The 16,156-nt window shown below is 52.2% G+C and carries 15 protein-coding genes, 2 tRNA genes and 1 other annotated feature; of the genes, 9 read left to right on the top strand and 8 right to left on the bottom strand.

The annotated features are described in order from the left end of the window. Nucleotides 1-35: 35 nt before the first annotated feature. Complete coding sequence (locus PDUR_RS20140) at nt 36-917, bottom strand: hypothetical protein (protein WP_081949931.1); 882 nt, start codon at nt 915-917, stop codon at nt 36-38. A gap of 173 nt (nt 918-1,090) precedes the next feature. Between PDUR_RS20140 and PDUR_RS20145 the strand changes: the two genes are divergently transcribed. Beyond that, nucleotides 1,091-1,164, top strand: a tRNA-Arg gene (locus PDUR_RS20145). A gap of 269 nt (nt 1,165-1,433) precedes the next feature. Here the strand turns inward: PDUR_RS20145 and pstA are convergent. From pstA to PDUR_RS20165, 4 genes are all read right to left on the bottom strand, one after another. Further along, nucleotides 1,434-2,315, bottom strand: a complete 882-nt coding sequence (pstA, locus tag PDUR_RS20150; RefSeq protein ID WP_042207914.1) for a phosphate ABC transporter permease PstA — start codon at nt 2,313-2,315, stop codon at nt 1,434-1,436. Then, complete coding sequence (gene pstC, locus PDUR_RS20155) at nt 2,315-3,259, bottom strand: phosphate ABC transporter permease subunit PstC (protein WP_042207915.1); 945 nt, start codon at nt 3,257-3,259, stop codon at nt 2,315-2,317. Before pstC ends, pstA begins: the two co-directional genes overlap by 1 nt. A gap of 81 nt (nt 3,260-3,340) precedes the next feature. Further along, nucleotides 3,341-4,198 (bottom strand): phosphate ABC transporter substrate-binding protein, encoded by an 858-nt coding sequence (locus tag PDUR_RS20160; protein WP_042207916.1) that lies wholly within the window; start codon nt 4,196-4,198, stop codon nt 3,341-3,343. 58 nt (nt 4,199-4,256) lie between these two features. Further along, nucleotides 4,257-5,690 carry a TolB family protein gene (locus tag PDUR_RS20165; RefSeq protein WP_042207917.1) on the bottom strand — a complete coding sequence of 478 codons (1,434 nt, stop codon included), beginning with the start codon at nt 5,688-5,690 and terminating at the stop codon, nt 4,257-4,259. A 249-nt stretch (nt 5,691-5,939) separates the two neighbouring features. Here PDUR_RS20165 and PDUR_RS20170 point away from each other — a divergent pair, with 249 nt between their 5' ends. Genes PDUR_RS20170 through PDUR_RS20180 form a run of 3 tightly spaced genes read left to right on the top strand, consistent with a single transcriptional unit; the run spans nt 5,940 to nt 8,477 of the window. After that, nucleotides 5,940-6,671, top strand: a complete 732-nt coding sequence (locus PDUR_RS20170; protein ID WP_042207918.1) for an ABC transporter ATP-binding protein — start codon at nt 5,940-5,942, stop codon at nt 6,669-6,671. Continuing rightward, a complete protein-coding gene (locus PDUR_RS20175; protein ID WP_042207919.1) occupies nt 6,668-7,717 on the top strand; it encodes an ABC transporter permease in 1,050 nt (349 codons plus the stop codon). Before PDUR_RS20170 ends, PDUR_RS20175 begins: the two co-directional genes overlap by 4 nt. Nucleotides 7,718-7,775: 58 nt before the next feature. Continuing rightward, nucleotides 7,776-8,477 carry a TetR/AcrR family transcriptional regulator gene (locus tag PDUR_RS20180; RefSeq protein ID WP_042207920.1) on the top strand — a complete coding sequence of 234 codons (702 nt, stop codon included), beginning with the start codon at nt 7,776-7,778 and terminating at the stop codon, nt 8,475-8,477. Nucleotides 8,478-8,611: 134 nt separating this feature from the next. Here the strand turns inward: PDUR_RS20180 and PDUR_RS29545 are convergent, their stop codons facing one another. After that, nucleotides 8,612-8,713: a YjcZ family sporulation protein gene (locus tag PDUR_RS29545; protein WP_218918419.1), complete on the bottom strand. Its 102-nt coding sequence runs from the start codon at nt 8,711-8,713 to the stop codon at nt 8,612-8,614. Between the two features lie 144 nt (nt 8,714-8,857). Further along, nucleotides 8,858-9,076: a binding site (T-box leader), on the top strand. Nucleotides 9,077-9,119: 43 nt separating this feature from the next. Here PDUR_RS29545 and PDUR_RS20185 point away from each other — a divergent pair. Next, the gene (locus PDUR_RS20185) at nt 9,120-10,979 is read left to right on the top strand and encodes an arginine--tRNA ligase (protein WP_042207921.1); all 1,860 of its coding nucleotides are present in this window, start codon (nt 9,120-9,122) and stop codon (nt 10,977-10,979) included. Nucleotides 10,980-11,216: 237 nt separating this feature from the next. Here PDUR_RS20185 and PDUR_RS20190 read toward each other — a convergent pair. After that, nucleotides 11,217-11,290, bottom strand: a tRNA-Arg gene (locus tag PDUR_RS20190). Nucleotides 11,291-11,519: 229 nt separating this feature from the next. On the opposite strand from PDUR_RS20190, the gene PDUR_RS20195 reads away from it, so the two are divergent. Together PDUR_RS20195 and PDUR_RS27465 are read left to right on the top strand one after the other, a co-directional pair. Then, complete coding sequence (locus PDUR_RS20195) at nt 11,520-12,185, top strand: LexA family protein (protein ID WP_052410313.1); 666 nt, start codon at nt 11,520-11,522, stop codon at nt 12,183-12,185. A 22-nt stretch (nt 12,186-12,207) separates the two neighbouring features. Next, nucleotides 12,208-12,594 carry an EMC3/TMCO1 family protein gene (locus PDUR_RS27465; RefSeq protein ID WP_052410314.1) on the top strand — a complete coding sequence of 129 codons (387 nt, stop codon included), beginning with the start codon at nt 12,208-12,210 and terminating at the stop codon, nt 12,592-12,594. Nucleotides 12,595-12,693: 99 nt separating this feature from the next. Here the strand turns inward: PDUR_RS27465 and PDUR_RS20205 are convergent, their stop codons facing one another. After that, complete coding sequence (locus tag PDUR_RS20205; protein WP_042207922.1) at nt 12,694-13,050, bottom strand: hypothetical protein; 357 nt, start codon at nt 13,048-13,050, stop codon at nt 12,694-12,696. Between the two features lie 152 nt (nt 13,051-13,202). On the opposite strand from PDUR_RS20205, the gene asnB reads away from it, so the two are divergent. Then, nucleotides 13,203-15,047, top strand: coding sequence for an asparagine synthase (glutamine-hydrolyzing) (asnB, locus tag PDUR_RS20210; protein ID WP_042207923.1), 1,845 nt, complete (start codon nt 13,203-13,205; stop codon nt 15,045-15,047). Between the two features lie 203 nt (nt 15,048-15,250). After that, nucleotides 15,251-16,072, top strand: coding sequence for a CPBP family intramembrane glutamic endopeptidase (locus PDUR_RS20215; RefSeq protein WP_042207924.1), 822 nt, complete (start codon nt 15,251-15,253; stop codon nt 16,070-16,072). The last annotated feature ends 84 nt before the right edge of the window (nt 16,073-16,156 follow it).

Here is a 16,156-nt window from a genome sequence, read left to right on the forward strand (position 1 = left end):
GTAGTGAAGTTCGTTTTGGACCTCGGAATATGACTTCACTGACGCTTTCCGGTAAAGCCGTTCAGCATCCGGTATGCTTGTTCGAACTGAAACCGCATACTTTCCGTTATGCCGTACATTGCCCGGGTCTCTTCTTCATTCCTTGTTCCATTAAGCGTCTCGGAAACCGTCTGATGCAGCGCTCCAGCCCATAGATCCAGAATTCCGTCCTCACCGGTCAAAATCGTATAATAGGCTTCCGAGCCGTAAATCGACATGATAAACTGCTCCCACAGCTCCTGCGCAAAATAATACAAAGTGGGCTCATGCATCTCCGCATGCTCCGCAACCCGTTCCAGCACCTGGGCTATTTGTGAAGGGAATTCATCCTTATTCAAAGGAACGTTATCAATTTCCACCACAATGTTCTGCGGCCCGCGCTTCAACTCCACAGCCCCCTGTACACCGCGCCGGCGAAGCGTCTGCAACGTCCGGAATTGAAGAATAGGATGGATTCCCGGATTCTGAACCCACTCGGTCAGGGCGTAATCCACCTCGTCCCCTTCAAAATGGGACAGTTGTTCCAGAGCGAGCAGTGTCGCTTCCGACAATGGCTCGTGCATAACCCGGTGCAGCAGCTTGCCCGCATATTCCGGGTCTTCTTGAAGCTTGGTCTTGGCCAGCTGCCGGGCCATCTCTTGTTCACCTATATCTTCTTCATAAGCCTGGGATTCGTTGATATATTTGTCCTGCAAAGCATATGGAAACGCCGCCTCCAGCCACTCCAGCAGAGATTGCCATTCCTCATAGTGCCGTGCTTCCTGCCCCTGGCATTGCAGCAAAAAGCGCAGCAGCTCAGCTGCTTCACCATAACGTTCGCTTTCCAGCATAACGGTCAGCTGAATTTGATAGTAGTCCAGCGTTTTGGGGAAAAGCACGATGTTTTCTTTAGCGGGGGAATTGGAATTTCGAATGACGGCACCTCCTTCCTGATTCTCCAAAAACGTCTCGGTAGATGATTATAGCATACCCTGTGACGGGTTTGAAAAAACAGGTTGAATATTCGCCGGTTTTATGATACTATAATTTTTGCTTGCTTTTCAGTTTATATGTCCCAATAGCTCAGCTGGATAGAGCATGCGCCTTCTAAGCGCACGGTCGGGGGTTCGAATCCCTCTTGGGACGTTAAAAGGTCTTCCCTTTCGGGAAGGCCTTTTCTCGTACAGGGATGAGAACCCCCCACAGGTTCGTCGGAGCATCAGCTTCGTTAGCACCTGCTTCGCAGTCAGCCCGAATGGGCTGTATCCCTCTTGGGACGTTAAAAGGTCTTCCCTTTCGGGAAGGCCTTTTCTCGTACAGGGATGAGAACCCCCCACAGGTTCGTCGGAGCATCAGCTTCGTTAGCACCTGCTTCGCAGTCAGCCCGAATGGGCTGTATCCCGGCTTAGAATTATTTACCGCCCCTCCCCGCGCTTCACCCACCAGAGCGGCACGCGAAACGCCAGATTGATCAGCAGCACGACGATAACGAGCACGGCTGCGGATTTGTCCGCGATCTGCCGGGCATCTTCTACAATCGCTTCCGATTGCACGTACCATAGATGCACAGCCAGCGTCTCTCCCGGGGAGAGCAGATTGAAATCCCACATTTCCCCCGAAGTGCTGAGTCCCGCCGTCAAAATAATTACGGCCGATTCCCCGAATGCCCGTCCGGCAACGAGACAGATGCCCGTGATGATGGACGGCAGCGCCACCGGCAGCACAATTTTACGGATACAATAAAATTTCGTCAGCCCAAGCGCATAGCCCGCCTCGCGCAGCTCTTTTGGAACGGCCCGAATTGCTTCCTCCGTTACCCGCGCCAGCATCGGCAGATTCAGCAGCGCCAGACTGACGCCGCCGCCGATTATGGTCAGACCCAAACCGAAATACTCCGCGAAAATAGCCAATCCCAGCAGTCCGAACACGATGGATGGAACGGAAGACAGAGCCTCAACGCAAATCCGCATTGCTCCGGTAAATGAATTATCCGGCGCATACTCCGCCATATAAATCCCCGCACCCAGCCCAATAGGAACCGAAATCACAAGAGAGATCAGCAAAATATAAAAAGAGTTGAACAGCACGGGGCCGATGCCGCCTCCGGCGTCGATCTCCTCAGGCTGGCGAATCAGGAATGAGAAATCAAGCCCGGGCAGCCCTTTGCTCAAAATCGTAAACAGCAGCCAGAAAATAAGCAGCATAACCAAAGCTCCGAGTCCGTAAAAGCCGCAGGTCGCCAGCTTATCGCGGCGGATGGCCCAGCTTGTACGCCGAGTACGGGAAAAGCCGCTCATTACCGTTCCCTCCTTTTACGTCCCAAGAACCGGATAACCAGGATCAGCAAGAAAGAAATCAGCAGCAGTAAAAAAGCCATCATATGCAGGGCGTAGTTCCAGGTAGAGTCGAATTCCACGTTGGAGATTTGCATAACGATGTTGCTTGTCAGGACCGACGCTGGCGTAAACAGCGTCTTCGCCAGCTGCGGCGTGTTGCCGATGACCATAACGACGGCCATCGTCTCGCCGATCGCCCGCGTCATCCCAAGGATGACCGCCGCAAGAATGCCCCTGCCGGCCGCTGGCAGAACAACGCGCAAAATAACCTGAAGCCGGGTGGAGCCGAGCGCGTAGGCGGCGTCGCGGTATTTGCCCGGTACGGCGGTGATCGCATCGTCACTGATTCGGGCAATGGTAGGCAGCACCATAAGCGCCAGAACGAGCGCCGCCGCCAGCAGACCGTCTCCAAGGCTCTCGCCGCTGGCGCGCCGCAGCATCGGAAGGAGGACAGTCAGACCGAGATAACCATATACAATGGAAGGAATACCAACCAGAAGATCAAGAATCGGCCGGATAAAACGTTTCAGCCAGATGGGCGCGATTTCAGCGGTCAGCACCGCCATGCCTATCGACACCGGTACTGAAATCAGCAGCGTGAGCGCGGTAAGCGATAACGTATTGATGATAAATGCCGCAGCCCCGAACTTATCTTCTTCCGGCGTCCAATTAAATGAGAGAAAGAAATCGGCCAGAGAAATCTGCCCAAGCAGCAGCATTGCCGTCTTGCCGATAAAGACGATGACTAGCGCAAGCACGAGGCAAAGCGCCAATATGCTGAACAAAAAATAATACCGGGCAAAGGTGTTTGCAAGCAAATGCCTAAGGTGGCGTCTGCCGGTATCCCCTTTGATATGAAGGCTTCCATTTACCGCAGGGGTTGAATCGTAGGTCGGTTGTACCATGCTTGTCCTCCTGTAAAAAACCAGCCCCGCTATCGCCGGAGGCTGGCTCATATCATTTGTTCTATTGGATGCGCTAAAAAATTACTTCATTGCCGAAATCGGGATGAACTTCAGCTTTTTCAGCGAACCCTGCTGGAACTTCTTGCTTTGAACGTAATCGATAAAGGCTTTAACAGCCCCGGTCGGTTGGCCCTTAGTCATGTAGTAGCCATATGCCCAAATTTTGTAGGAACCGTTAATGACGTTTTCAGTGGTAGCTGCTACACCGTTATACTTGACGGCCTTTACATCACCGCTGACATATACCAAATCGATGTATCCGATGGCATTAGGAGTCGTCGCAACAGCCGTTTTCATATCGCCGCTGGAGCCGGTCTCTTTATAGTTCTTCTCTTTCTTCACGATATCGCCGCCCGCAAGCGCCTTGGCTTGGTAGTTGACGCGGGTACCGGAACCGAAAGCGCGGGTAATAACGACGATATCCGCGTCAGCGCCGCCAACTTGCTTCCAGTTCGTAATTTTGCCGGAGTAAATGCCTCTGAGCTGTTCAGTGGTCAGGTTGTCCACGCCGACATTTTTATTAACAATCGTAGCAAAAGGAATGACAGCGACTTTGTTCGCCACCTGTCCGCTAAATGCTTTAAAGCCAGGAACGTCCATGCTGGCATCCCAGTCGCAGGCGCCGATGTCGGCGATGCCCTTTTTAACGGCTTGAGGGCCAGTGACAGAGCCTTTGCCGGAAGCGGCTATTCTAACCTTCGGATTCATTCTTTGAAATTCCTTGGCGGCCTGCAGTGTCAGCGGCAGCAGAGCCGTTGAACCGTTGACCGTGATTTTACCCGACAGCGATCCTGCTGCGGAAGCTCCTCCCGCGAAGGATGCCGTAACTGCAAATACAGCTGCTAAGGCCGAAAACGTGATTTTTTTAAATAATTTCATGATTAATTCCCCTTCCGGCTTGAAGCCGATATAGTATAAATTCACGCTGAAAAAAATGTTATTTCGTCAGCTGCACAGCCTTGCCGTTCTCAATCTCTAACAGTTTACCGCCCGAGATCACACCCAGCTTGGCGCCGTCGCCGGAAACCGCAACTTCCGAAATGTCCTGGGTTGTCCGGAATAACTCTTTACTTGCTCCGGCGGCCGTAATGGCATAGATACGCGACGTTCCGTCGGCTGCCGTACCGGATGCGATCAATCCGCCTGCGCCTTCTTGTGCCCATACCACCTCAATATCAAGCGGAATGTCTGCGAAGGTTCCGTCAGGCTTCAGCGTCTTCAGGGTATTGGGAGCTTTGCCATCAGGGTCAGCACTTAAGTAAACCACGGTTCCGTCGGCCAGAATTTCAGGGTACAGCTTGTTGTCGCCCGAGGAGGTCAGAGCGGCCGGTTTCGCATCCTTTGCAGACAGGTCTAGCTGGTACAGCTGCTCTCCAGCCTTGCTGTAGTCGACCGTCAGGGAATCTTCGGTGCTGTCGGCATCATTTTTAGCTGTCCCCGTAATGTTGACGATATAGACCGCCTTCTTGCCGTCCGCGGAAATCTGCAGCTCGGATTTGTTCTCCACCTTATCCGCCAGCAGTTCCGTTACAGCGCCGGTATCCACAGAAATTTTCGACAGTTTCTCCTGCTTGTCTCCCTGGATAAAATAGATGGTCTTGCCGTCAGCCGACCAAGTCAGATCCGTCTTGACGCTGGTATCCGTGCCAAGCGGCTTTACCGCTCCGGACGCCAAATCGATGACAAGCAGTTGACCCGTCTCGTCGGTGAAAGCACCGAAACGGAGGTCGCCCGAAACCGAGAAATCGGCAGCTCTGCTGTCACTAGAGAACAGTCTGTAGCTGCCCGGATTAGACGCAAATTTATAAATTTCCGCCTTGTCTCCTTCACGATTTGCGAGAAGGCTTCCGTCAGCGGCCCAATGGAGTGTATCGAATTCGCCCTGCGGCCGGGCGGTGCTAAGAATTTGCAGTGGGCTGCCGAACAGTTCACCTCCAAGTCCGTATACAATCGCGCTTAGCTCAACGTACAATTTTCCGCCGTATACGGTTGGAGCCGTTGTGAAGCTCCGTTTCACGCCGTCTACCGAATAGCTCTTGGAGCCCGCTTTAAAGTTAATCGTATGTACGCTTGCTCTGTCTGTCAGCGAGAGACCTCCCGCTTCTGCTTTCAGACCTGCGCCCAGTGCGGCTGCAAGCTGGCCGACCGAATACAGCTTGTATCCTCCGGCGTCAATCGTCTTGATGGTGTGCTGAACGCTGTCCACCGTCCAAGCTGCCTTTCCTTCTTTCACTTTCGCCGCCCTGGCGGATGATTTCACGGCTGCTGATTTGCCGCTGTTTGCGCCTGCCGCAGCATACACACTTGCTTGACTGACAGTCACAAGAAGCGCCGAAGCCATCAGCACGCTTAACCACTGATTTCTTTTCAAATGGATTCACCCTTTTCATATAGGTAACTACTAATGTTATTTTCCGTCCTGGTTGTAAAATCTGTTGCCGAGAAATATTTGGTAATGATGAACTTGTCCTGATTTTTCGCGTTCTTTCTGCCGGAATAAGGAACTTTTGTCAGCGCAATATTAAGCTCGAAGAAAAGGATTTACAATTAGCGATCTCTGAACTAATATAATGAGTGAGTACTCACTCATATTGAATTGAAAATGAACGGAGTGATTCTTATGAACCAGGAAGCGCCTGTAATTACGGTATCTCATATTCGCAAAGCATTCGGCAGCAAAGTTGTCCTGGAAGACATCAGCCTTAAGGTACGCAAAGCCGAGACTTTCGGCCTGCTGGGTCCCTCAGGCTCTGGAAAGACGACCCTGGTCAGGCTGCTGACCGGAATTGATGAAGCCGACTCGGGGGAAGTGCATGTGCTGGGAGTGAAAGTCCCCAAGCTGTCCCTGCTCTCGCAAATAGGCTACATGGCCCAGTCCGACGCGCTGTACAGCGAGCTGAGCGCCAAGGATAATCTGGAGTTTTTCGCTTCACTGTACGGACTTAGGAAAGAGCGGAGAAACAAACGAATCAAGGAAGTGATGGAGATCGTTAATCTGCAGGAGCATCTCCGCAAAAAAGTAAATCAATACTCCGGGGGGATGAAGCGCCGGCTGTCGCTGGCGATCGCCCTGCTGCATGAACCGCCCCTGCTCATTCTGGACGAACCGACCGTCGGCATCGATCCGGTGCTGCGCATGTCCATCTGGAAGGAGCTCAAAGCTCTGAATGAACGGGGGACTACCATAGTGCTCACAACCCACGTGATGGATGAAGCCGAAAAATGCGACCGGCTCGGCATGATCCGCGAAGGCCGTCTGCTTGCGGAAGACACTCCGGCGAATCTGCTTCAGGCCACAGGCTCTTCATCTATTGAAGAAGCGTTTTTGTATTATGGAGGTGTGCGTTCATGAGAATCGGTGCGCTTACGCTGCGTATTTTACGGCAGTTTATTCATGATAAAAGAACGATGGCCCTGATGTTCGCCGCCCCCCTGCTCGTTCTCAGCCTGATGAGCCTGGTGTTTGGCGGGGAGACTTATAAGCCTAATATCGGACTTGCGGGCCAGGCGGCGGTTCTATCTGAGGCGTTGACGAAGCATGATGCAAAGGCAGTAAAGTATAATGCGGAGGAAGAAGGCACCCTGGCGCTGAAAAATGGAGAAATTGACGCGCTGATCTCGATGAGCGGCGGTGCTCCAAAGGTCATATTGGAAGGAAGCAATCCTACGGCTAACCGGGCGGTTATGCAGGCGCTGGAGCAGGCAGCCAGGGATCAGGGGGTATCCGGCCAAGCGCAGGCGCAGGCGGGGGCTGCCGTTCAGCCGCAGATCAGCTATTTGTACGGCTCCGCCGACATGAAGACGATCGACCGGTTCGGACCGATTATGATCGGCGTATTCGTCTTCTTTTTCGTCTTCCTGATTGCCGGGGTCTCCTTTCTGCGGGAACGGACGACGGGAACGCTCGAACGCCTGCTTGCCACACCGCTTAAACGCTGGGAAATCGTCATCGGCTATGTCTGCGGTTTCGGGATTTTCACCGTGTTTCAGGCGCTGCTTATATCCTGGTTCTCCATTCAGGTGCTGGGCATTATGATGGCCGGAAGCTTCGGCTATGTCCTGCTGATTACACTGCTGCTGTCGATGACGGCATTAACGCTCGGTACGCTGCTGTCGGCGTATGCCGGAAACGAGCTCCAGATGATTCAGTTCATCCCGCTTGTCATTGTGCCGCAAATCTTTCTAAGCGGATTATTCCCGCTGGATACCCTTCCGCTCTGGCTTCAGCGGGTCGGATATGCGACTCCGTTATACTATGGGGCCGAGGCAATGACGAACATTATGATTCGCGGCAAGGGCTGGAACGCGGTGGAGACGGATGTGTATGTGCTAATCGCCTTCTCGCTCGTGTTCATGGTGCTGAACGTGCTTGCTCTCCGCAAGCATCGTAAAATGTAACTCAAGCTCTCGTATATGGTACGATAAGCAGACAGAAAACGTCTGGAGGGTTGACATTATGGCAGAACATCTTTCTGCGGACAACAATACGGAGTCGTGGGCTCTGGAGCTGCTTGCTCTTGGCGATGAAGAAAAAATAACGCCGAAGCAAATCGCGATTTTGCAGGCGGCCGTGGATGTGTTTGCGGAAAAAGGCTATGCGGGCGCGGCGACCAGCGAAATCGCCCAGAGGGCCGGCGTAGCGGAGGGAACGATTTTTCGCTACTACAAGACCAAGAAAGATTTGCTGCTGTCCATTGTCGGGCCGACGATGAGCCGGCTGCTTGCCCCTTTTGTTATGAGAAACTTCGGGAATTTGCTGGATACGTCTTTTGACAGCTATGAGGACTTTCTGCGCGCCCTGATCCGGAACCGGCTCGATTTCGCCCGCAAGAACTTTAAGTTCCTGCAAATCTTGATTCAGGAAATTCCTTTTCATCCGAAGCTGCGAGAGCAGTTCATAGAGGATATTATCGGCAAGGTTCTTGAAAGGATTTCCGCGCAAGTCGAGCATTTTAAGCAAAAAGGGGAAATCATCGACGTTCCGGCGCCAGCAGTCATCCGCTTTTCGGTATCCGCCACCATCGGCTACATTATGACCCGTCTGCTGCTGCAGCCGAACAAGGAATGGAACGATGAGGAAGAAATTGAGCTGTTGATCCGGTTCATTATGCATGGCATCGCGGCGAACCCGGGAAATCAGGCATCCGAGCGCAAGTAACGGCAAGCCGCAGTCCATTCACCAGTGGAAAAAAGAAGCGGCGGTTCCGTAGCTGAGGTAAAAGGATAAACGCGCAGCTTTAAAAAAATCCCGTCAGGCCCTGAGGCCTGCGGGATTTTTCGTTACACAAACAATTATACCCACAGAGATTTGGTGATGATTACAAGCAGAATGAACAACACCAGAATCGCGGTTGTGGAATTACAACCAGCGCCATATCCGCCAACTTCGCTCATGAATGACTCCTCCTCTCAAGTAGAATACGTCACCAGATTATGCAGCGGCTGCCTCATTCGTTTGGGAGTTTCGGCAAGTAAATGAAATGAAAAAAACAAATTGCTTTTTCCAAAAAAACGTTTATAATTTAGAAAAAAATTCATAGGCAGTCGATGATCGGGAGAGTAATGAAGGGCCTCTGATGCCCAGCGAGCCGGGTTGGTGGGAGCCGGCGGGAAGACCCTCATGAAGCGCACCCGGGAGACGGACTTCCGAACCTCAGTAGGAAGCCCCGGCACGGGTCCGTTATCCCGCAAAGCGGCCAGACCTTCCGGTCTGGCAAGTAGAGTGGTACCGCGAGAACACAAGTCCTCGTCTCTTTTTGAGACGCGGGCTTTTTTTTATATTCAGAAGGAGGTCGTGAGGATGTTAAGCCAGCTTATTCAAAAAGAGATTGAGCAAAGCGTAAAACGTGTCATGGAACGTCTTGGTTTGGAGATTCCCGAAGAACTGTCGGTGGCTGTAGAACAGCCCGCAAACCCGGAACACGGTGATTATTCAAGCAATATTGCCATGCAGCTTGCCAGAACATTGCGTAAACCGCCGCTTGTCATTGCGCAGTTGATTCAGGAGGAATTGAAGACTACGGGTCTGGCGGAGGGTCTGCTGGAAAAGGCGGAAACGGCGGCTCCCGGCTTTCTTAATGTTTATATCTGCTGGAATACTTGGGCCCGGCGAGATTTCGCGCTGCCTCCGGCGCCGGATGAAAAAGTGGTCATCGAGCATACCTCAGTCAATCCCAACAAATCCATGCATATCGGCCATCTGCGGAATTCATGCATCGGTGACACACTTGTGCGTATGTTAAGAAGAATCAATTATACGGTTGAGGTCCATAATTATATCGACGATCTTGGCAACCAATTGGCGGATACCGTCGTCGGTCTGCTGAATGTTCCTTTGACCGGGGAGCATGTCCGCTTCGGCGATTACTGCTGGGACATTTACTCGGCAATCAACAAGGAGTATGCGGCGAATCCGGAAATGGCGGCCAAACGCGCCGAAACGCTGCATAAGCTGGAAGAAGGTACGGGGAATGTCGCCTGGCTCGGCAGTCTGGCCGCAGAACGGATTGTTCGGGAGCATATCGCGGAAATGAAGCCGTTCGGCATCGAATATGATTTGCTGGTCTGGGAAAGCAGCATTGTCAGGGAAGGGTTCTGGTCGGCGGCATTTGAGCGGCTGCGGCGGACGCCTCTTTTTTACCAGGAAACCGAGGGGAAGCTTGCAGGCTGTTGGGTGCTTAAGCAGGGAACGGAACAGGGGGAGCAGGAGTCGGAGCATATTACGGATAAGGTGCTGGTGCGCTCGAACGGGATTTTGACGTATACGGCTAAGGATATTGCTTACCATCTCTGGAAATTCGGGCTGCTGGGCAAGGATTTTACTTATACAAAGTTCGAAGAGGGCTTGTTTACAACGGTAAACGGAGGAGAACACCTGCCGCTCGGCAGGGCCGATGTCGTCATTAATGTCATTGATTCAAGGCAGGAGTATCCCCAAAATATGGTCAAAGAGGCGCTGCGGGCGCTGGGATACTCCGCTCAGGCCGATAAGCTCTATCATGCGGGTTACGGCGTTGTTTCCCTAAGTCCCGCTTCCGCTGCGGATCTTGGCATCGACATTTCGGACGGCAAAACCTCTTACGCCATGTCCGGGCGCCAAGGTATCGGCATCAAAGTCAGCGATTTGATCAACCTTGTGGAGAACAGCATTGAACAAAGCCGCAGTGATAAAGACGGATTGCCCAGCCGCACGATCGCCCTCGCCGCCATACGCTACTACCTGCTGCGTTTCAACCTCGGAACCGAGGTGGTGTTCGATCTGCGCCAGGCGACGGAAATATCCGGCAATACCGGCGTGTATTTGATGTACTCCTATGCGCGTGCGGTCAGCGTTCTGGCCAAAGCGCCTGTGATTGACTTGGTCATGGACGAAGAAGCTGTTATACCGGACAATATGGAAAAAGCGGAAGCCGCTCTGCTGCGGCATATCGCCTTTTGGCCGGACACGCTCTATGCGGCGGGACAGGAGCTGGCCCCGAACGCTATCTGCGGATATGCGCACACGCTAGCTACCCTGTTCAACAATTTCTACTCCGCCTGTCCCATCCTGAAAGCCGAACCGGAGCGGCTGCGTTTCAGACTTTGGCTGGTCCGGAGATTCGCCGGTACACTGAAAGACGCGCTCGATGTGTTGGGCCTGCCTGCGCCGGAACGGCTGTAAGGAGGAGAGTTGGCTGCCATGCCGATGCTTCCGATGCCCATGCTCCGACGAACCACTGGGGGTTCTCTTCCCTGTAACGCAAAAAACCTTCCCGAAGGAAGGCTTTGTACGTCCCAATCGGGGTACAGCCCTTTGGGCTGACTGCGATGCTTATCCTCCCGATGCCTATGCTCCGACGAACCTCTGGGGTTCTTGTCCCCTGTAACGCAAAAAACCTTCCCGAAGGAAGGTTTTGTACGTCCCAAGAGGGATTCGAACCCCCGACCGTGCGCTTAGAAGGCGCATGCTCTATCCAGCTGAGCTATTGGGACACAAGGTATGTATTGCAACAACGTTTATTATTATATAACGATTGTACTAGAGAGATCAAGTTTTGGGCACGTTACAATTCTTCGAAAATAGTATGCAGGCATTTTAGGAAGGTAGCAGAGATTTAATAAGACACAATTAATAAAATACTTGATTTCGTGTCTTATTCTGTTATAATCACTTTTACAAGAATCAAATTTACGATCTTACATTTCTGAATAATAAAGGCGCGTGATTACAATAAACAAAACTCAGGAAATCTCCCGGTTTTATGAAATTGTAGGCGGCAATATCCGCAAACATCGTAACATTGGACAACTGAGCCTGCAGGCTCTAGGAGACGCTCTCGGACTAACGAAGAAGACCATTCAGCGGTACGAAACCGGAGAGATTAAAGTGGACATGGACCGACTGAGCGAGATTGCTCTGGCTCTGAACGTTGAGCTTGCCGCGCTGCTTGAAGGAACGGAGACGATGCTGGGCGCAGAGCCGCGTGTGGCCGAGCTAGTACAGCTGCCTGTTGCGGGAAAGCTTTCTTTTCACAACGATGATCTCCAGGTTCGCGAAATTAAAGGCTATGAAGCTACACCAAAGGATTGGATTAAGGAAGGCGAATGTTTTTATCTTCAGGCAAGGGACGATAGTATGTCTTCGGCTGGCATTGCCGAGGGCGACCTTCTGCTGATTCACAAACAAGATAAGGTGGCAGACGGCGAAATTGCCGTCGTACTGGTTAATGGCGAGCCGGTGCTTCGGAGGGTGTACTGTCAGGGTGATCATTTTATTCTTTTATCCGATAACGTTAAGCTTTCTCCCATAATACGTGAAGCTCGAGCAAGTTACGGCTCCGAAATTAGAGTTGTCGGAAGAGTGCTGAAATCCATTGCTACTTATTAAATTTCTAAGGAGGCGGCTAACCATGAGCGAAGCCATGTTCGAACGGATTTTAAATGAACTGAAGGAGATTAAAGCAGAACAGCAGGAAATGAAAGCACAGCAGCAGGAAATGCGTGCAGAACAACAGGAAATGCGTGCAGAGCAACAGGAAATGCGTGCAGAGCAGCAGGAAATGCGTGCAGAGCAACAGGAAATGCGTGCAGAACAGCAGGAAATGAGAGCTGAGCAACGGGAGTTCAAGCAGGCCCTTTTCGAGACACTGGAAACGGTAAAGCGCATTGAGACGGCGCAGCAAGCATTCGAACAGAAGACGAACAAGCGCATCGATACACTGGAATCTGGTATGGATCTCCTTAATCGCCGCCAGTTTAAGCTAGAGGTTGAAATGGAAATGCTAAAGAGCCACTAATCGTCAGCCGCTTATTTTGCAGATAATTTAAGGGAGTGTCCCTAAGTTCCTACATAGCGAATAGAAACACTCCCTTATTCATGTTCATTTCCGATTGGCTTATGAATAGTCCTGAAATCGAAGCCCTAGCTGTTTTTTTAAATCCCCGAAAATCAGCAGTTCCCGTTGAAATTTGTCCCGTTCCTCCTCCGGACTCATGACCGGACTGCCTGTAAATGCGCTTGAAGTCACATCGACAAAGGCGTCATGCATATTATTATCAAACCAATCACTGTCTGTATCCGCATCATTGGTCAAAATACGGACAATTTCATACCCCTCTTCCCGGTTATCTTCCACAATATAGACCAATAGCGCGGAGTCACCCACAGCTCCCGGCAGTACCCCCACTTCGGCGCAGGGCGCCCCGTCATATTTAAGCATTCTGCGTATTTTCGCATCCTTAATATAGTACATCGGTCATCCTTCCTTCCAAGCCAAATTTCCCCCTCCCTAGTGTTCGGATAAGGACATACATTTTATGCCTTCCTTCGGCATATATCTGTACTAATTGGCAAAAAGATAGCGACACAGCAATTAACGACCCACACAAGAGAGGATGAACCGTCATGTGCGGAATAACCGGATTTATCCAGTGGCGCGGAGATTTGACCCAAGATTCCGGGCTGCTGGTCAAAATGACTGAAACCTTGGCGAACCGCGGTCCGGATGCGGCGGGTACTTGGATTTCGGGCCCTATCGCTTTCGGACACCGCAGACTCAGCGTAATTGATCCCGAGAACGGCGCACAACCGATGATTGCCTGCCATGAAGACCAGGTCTATGCGATAGTCTATAATGGAGAATTATATAATGCCCCCGAATTAAAAAATGAACTGAAGCAGCGGGGACATGAGTTCCGTACGCAATGCGACACCGAGGTGCTGCTGCACGCTTATATCGAGTGGGGACCGGATTGTGCGGAAAAACTGAACGGTATCTTCGCTTTTGCCGTCTGGGACGGTCTGCGCGAGCAGGTATTCTTCGCACGCGACCGGCTGGGCGTGAAACCGCTGTTCTTCAGCAAGGCGGACGATACGCTCATCTTTGGTTCGGAGCCCAAGGCGCTGCTTCAGCATCCCAAGGTCCGCCCGGTCGTAGGACCGGAAGGGCTTGCAGAGATTTTTATAGTTGGTCCGGCCCGGACGCCGGGACATGGTGTATATAAGGATATGTCGGAGCTTCGCCCCGGCCATGCCATGATATACAGCCGTGAAGGCCTGCGGAGCTATGCCTACTGGACGCTGGAAAGTTCCCCCCATACGGACAGTCCGGAGGAGACAGCCGCTAAAGTACGGGAACTGCTGCAGGATACGCTCGAGCGTCAGCTTGTCTCTGACGTACCCGTCTGCTCCCTGCTGTCCGGGGGCCTTGATTCGAGCGCATTATCTGCGCTTGCCGTGGATTATTATAAACGGACCGGCCAAGGGCAGATGGACACCTATTCGGTCGACTATGTCGACAATGACAAGTATTTCAAAAGCCATTCCTTCCAGCCTGGAGCTGACGGACCCTGGATCAAACGGATGGTCGATGAACTGAGGACCCGCCATCATTATGTACAATTCGACACGGATGAGCTGGTAGAGGCGCTGGATAATGCGCTGTTCTCACGCGATCTGCCAGGCATGACGGATGTCGATTCATCGCTGTATTTGTTCTGCCGGGAAATTAAAAAAGGTGCCACCGTGGCGATTTCCGGTGAAGCGGCTGACGAAATATTCGGCGGGTATCCCTGGTTTCACCGTGAAGAAATGCTGTCTTCAGGAACTTTCCCATGGGCGGTTGCTCCTAAGATGCGGGCCGGTCTGCTCTCACCCGAGATCCGGGAATGGATTCGTCCGCTCGAATATTTGGGAGATCGATACAGCGACGCGGTAGCGGAGACGCCAAAGCTTGAGGGCGAAACCGGCAAGCAGGCACAGATGAGGGTCATGTCCTACCTCAATATCACTCGGTTTATGCCGACTCTACTGGACCGCAAGGACCGAATGAGCATGGGTGTCGGTCTTGAAGTACGCGTCCCTTATTGCGATCACCGGCTCGTTCAATACGTGTGGAATATTCCCTGGGAAATTAAAACCGTGGGCGGCCGGGAAAAAGGGATCTTGCGCAAAGCGCTTGAAGGCGTACTTCCGGACGATGTGCTGTATCGCAAAAAAAGCCCTTATCCCAAGACGCATAATCCCGGCTATCTGAATGCCGTTCGGCAGCAGGCGCTCAGCATTCTTGACGATCCGTCTTCTCCTATTCTGCCTTTGATTGATTCGGCCAAAATCCGTGAAATTGCGGCATCGCCGGAGTCCTCCAGCAATCTGCCCTGGTTCGGTCAGCTAATGTCCGGCCCGCAGCTGTTCGCTTACCTGTCCCAGGTCGATCTCTGGCTCCGCACCTATAATATTTCCATTGAGTAACAGGCGATAAGCCACCATATAACGTGCCGAAGCGAATTAAGCACCCGAGCACCAATGACTACGCCCGCAGGCAGCTATTCAATCTCATAGCAATCTGTGGGCTTTATGTTTTCCTTAAAAAAACGTGATATTTTCCGTATCCCTGCACAATGCCTTGCTCCCATTATAGGGATAGATCACTCTATATGAAGGAGTAGGTAATTATGAATCCCCGTCTGTCCTCCAGCCAAAAGCGGAGCAATAGCAAACTAATTTTGTTTCTATTCGTCGCCTTTGGCTTTACCTGGACCTGCTGGCTGCCGCTGCTTGCGAACAAGCAGCTGGCAGCCGATCTCCCCGTCCTCCCCGGACAATTCTATCTCGGTTCCTTCGGACCTCTTGCCGGAGCCGCCGCCGCAGAGCTTTCGGCTGGCCGCAAAGGATTCTTCGCATGGATGAAGACGCTGTTTTCATTTTCATTCCCGCGAAGGTGGCTGCTGATTTCATCCGGCCTTCCGCTTGTTTACGGATGTATTGCCATCCTGGCTCATCGCCTCGTTACCGGCAGTTTTCCAGATATGCACAGGTTCGGGCTTACCTCCGACCTTCCTTCCGGTTTCAACATCTGGGAAACCTCGCTAGTCTGGATGCTGACTTTTGGCATCGGTGAGGAGAGTGGCTGGCGCGGCTTTCTTCTGCCAGAACTGCACCGAAGCCGCTCTTTATTCGCTTCGGCTCTGATCGTGGCCGCCGTCTGGATGTTATGGCATCTGCCCGCATTTTGGTTTAACGATAATTATCTCGGCATGGGATTTGGCGTCATCGGCTGGGGAATCAGCCTGGCTTACGGCTCTGTCGTACTCGCCTGGATCTGCGCAGGAAGCCGCTGGAGTATCATCCCGGTCATACTTTGGCATGGTATCTTCGATACCCTTACAGCCAGCGATCAGGCAAGGCAAGTCATAGCGATAGCATGCAGCATGCTGGTCATTCTTCACGGTATAATTCTGATGAGGAAGCTGGGCCGCCGCGGCACCCAGCAATGAACAGAACTCCTTCTAATAAAGCGAAAGGGTGCCTTCGGCCACTGCGGAAAGCGGCTAGAGGCACCCTTTTCATCGAATCAATTT

Origin of the sequence: Paenibacillus durus, from assembly GCF_000756615.1 — a bacterium.
Lineage (GTDB): Bacteria > Bacillota > Bacilli > Paenibacillales > Paenibacillaceae > Paenibacillus_AQ > Paenibacillus_AQ durus.

Bases quoted from the DNA above. Each gene is read 5' to 3' on its own strand.
- PDUR_RS20185 (WP_042207921.1), top strand. From the start codon at position 9,120: ATGTTAAGCCAGCTTATTCAAAAAGAGATTGAGCAAAGCGTAAAACGT.
- pstA (WP_042207914.1), bottom strand. From the start codon at position 2,315: ATGAGCGGCTTTTCCCGTACTCGGCGTACAAGCTGGGCCATCCGCCGC.
- PDUR_RS20175 (WP_042207919.1), top strand. From the start codon at position 6,668: ATGAGAATCGGTGCGCTTACGCTGCGTATTTTACGGCAGTTTATTCAT.
- PDUR_RS20180 (WP_042207920.1), top strand. From the start codon at position 7,776: ATGGCAGAACATCTTTCTGCGGACAACAATACGGAGTCGTGGGCTCTG.
- PDUR_RS20160 (WP_042207916.1), bottom strand. From the start codon at position 4,198: ATGAAATTATTTAAAAAAATCACGTTTTCGGCCTTAGCAGCTGTATTT.
- PDUR_RS27465 (WP_052410314.1), top strand. From the start codon at position 12,208: ATGAGCGAAGCCATGTTCGAACGGATTTTAAATGAACTGAAGGAGATT.
- PDUR_RS29545 (WP_218918419.1), bottom strand. From the start codon at position 8,713: ATGAGCGAAGTTGGCGGATATGGCGCTGGTTGTAATTCCACAACCGCG.
- PDUR_RS20170 (WP_042207918.1), top strand. From the start codon at position 5,940: ATGAACCAGGAAGCGCCTGTAATTACGGTATCTCATATTCGCAAAGCA.
- PDUR_RS20205 (WP_042207922.1), bottom strand. From the start codon at position 13,050: ATGTACTATATTAAGGATGCGAAAATACGCAGAATGCTTAAATATGAC.
- PDUR_RS20215 (WP_042207924.1), top strand. From the start codon at position 15,251: ATGAATCCCCGTCTGTCCTCCAGCCAAAAGCGGAGCAATAGCAAACTA.
- asnB (WP_042207923.1), top strand. From the start codon at position 13,203: ATGTGCGGAATAACCGGATTTATCCAGTGGCGCGGAGATTTGACCCAA.
- pstC (WP_042207915.1), bottom strand. From the start codon at position 3,259: ATGGTACAACCGACCTACGATTCAACCCCTGCGGTAAATGGAAGCCTT.